The 1,935-nt window shown below is 69.1% G+C and carries 2 protein-coding genes; one reads left to right on the top strand and one right to left on the bottom strand.

Annotated elements, in window-relative coordinates:
- The coding region (locus tag JCM9942_RS14840) for an ATP-binding cassette domain-containing protein (RefSeq protein WP_157722963.1) at positions 1-301 on the bottom strand (301 nt) is incomplete at its 3' end.
- A 226-nt stretch (positions 302-527) separates the two neighbouring features.
- Here JCM9942_RS14840 and JCM9942_RS14835 point away from each other — a divergent pair.
- Positions 528-1,935 (top strand): exodeoxyribonuclease V subunit gamma (locus tag JCM9942_RS14835; RefSeq protein WP_172675145.1); only part of this gene is annotated, 1,408 nt, incomplete at its 3' end.

Below are 1,935 nucleotides of genomic sequence, written 5' to 3'. Positions count from 1 at the left end.
CGCTCAGGTCGGTCAGCAGGCCGTTGCCCTGCAGCAGCACGCCGATGTTCTTGCGCATCTCCAGCAGCGCGCGGCTGCCCTGCGGCAGATCCTGCCCGAACAGGCGCACGTTGCCGGCCACCGGCCGCAGTTCACCGGTCAGTGCCGCCAGCATCGTCGACTTGCCGCTGCCCGAAGGGCCGAGCACGGCGGTGATGCTGCCGCGCGGCACCTGCAGCGAAACATCGCGCAGGATCGTGCGCCCGCCGCGGTCGATGCGCACGTTGGACAACTGCACCAGGGGTGTCCGGGAAGCGGGCATGGTGGCCTTTAACGGAAAAACAACGTTGCAGGATTGCCAGAGACACCTGAACAAAAGCGTACTGGGCCGTGCAGTATTGTCGCATCGCCGGCTCCGGTTGCGCGTGGCCGGGTCCACGCCGTAACGGCAACAGTGTGTGCGGACGATCGGGGTGCACGTGCGCCGCGGCTGTGTACCGGCGTGGCGGATCTCGCCGCCTGCGATGTGGCTGCGGCAAGATGGTGTGATGACCGACGCGCCCGACTTCCGCCTGTACCACTCCAATTCGCTTGATGTACTGGCCTCGCTGCTGGCCCACGCCCTGCGCGAACCGGCGCCGGGGCAGCCGCTGCTGGCGGCCGATACCGTGCTGATCCCGCAGGTGGCGATGCGCCGTTGGCTGCAGTCCACGCTGGCCGCCGAATACGGCATCGCCGCCAACCTGGAGTTCCTGACCCCCGGCGAGTTCGTCGCCAGGGCGCTGAAGGCCAATGTCGCCGGCGAGCGTGATGACCTGGGCGCGGTCGGATTGCACTGGCGTCTGTATGCGGCATTGACTGACCCGGCGGTGATGCAAAATCCGGCGCTGGCCGGGTTGTATTCCTACCTTGAGCATGGCGATCCCCTGCGGCCGTGGGCGCTGGCCGCCGAGCTGGGCAGCGTGTTCGAGAAGTACCAGGCCTGGCGCCGCGACTGGCTGCTGCGCTGGGAAGACGGTGCCGAGCCGGATGATCCGCAGGCGATCCTGTGGCGGCATATCGCCGCCGGCCAGCACTATCGCGCGCGCCGCATCAACGACTACCTGGCCCGCTTCGAAGGTGCCGGGCAGCCGTTGCCGCAGGGCCTGCCGGGGCGGCTGTTCGCCTTTGCCACGCTCAACGTCTCGCCCGACGTGTTGCGGGTGATCGCCACCCAGGCGCGGGTCGGCACGCTGCATTTCTATATGCCCACGCCCACCCAGTCGTACTGGGGCGATCTGCAGACGCTGGCCGAGAAGCTGCGCAGCGGCCTGGACGATCCCTTCGGCAGCGCCGCCGGCGAGAACCCGTTGCTGCAGGCCTGGGGCGCGGCCGGCCGCGATTTCATGGCGGTGCTGGGCAGCTATGAGGTGGTGCACCCGACCGGTGAGATCGCCGCCTATGTCGACCCGGAAGACGAACCCGGTGCCAGGCTGGATGACGGCGGACTGGCCGACAGCCTGCTGCAGCGGCTGCAGGCCGACCTGTTCCACCGCCGCGCACTGCCCTCGCCCCCGTTGTTGCCGGCGCTGCGGCTGGACGACCCCAGCCTGCAAGTCCACGCCTGCCACACCCGCCTGCGCGAGATGCAGGTGCTGCACGACCAGTTGCGCGCGCTGCTGGACGATGCGCGCTTTGATCCACCGCTGCAGCCGCGCGAAATCGCGGTGCTGGCGCCGGATATCGATCCCTATGTGCCGTACCTGGAATCGGTGTTCGGCGGCCGTGGCGGCGAGGAACACCTGCCGTGGGCGCTGGCCGATGCCAGTCCGCTGCAGGGCGAGCCGCTGGCCGAGGTGTTCGTGCAGCTGCTGGGGTTGCCGGTGTCGCGCTTCGGCCTGAACGAGATCCTGGACCTGCTGCAAAGTGCACCGCTGGCCACCGCCGCCGGGCTGGATGCGGCCGCGTTCGAGCGCC

This window comes from Stenotrophomonas pictorum JCM 9942 (assembly GCF_001310775.1).
Classification (GTDB): Bacteria; Pseudomonadota; Gammaproteobacteria; order Xanthomonadales; family Xanthomonadaceae; genus Stenotrophomonas; species Stenotrophomonas pictorum.
The sequence above is the reverse complement of the archived record's forward strand: the minus strand, read 5'-3'. Positions and strand labels throughout refer to the sequence as shown.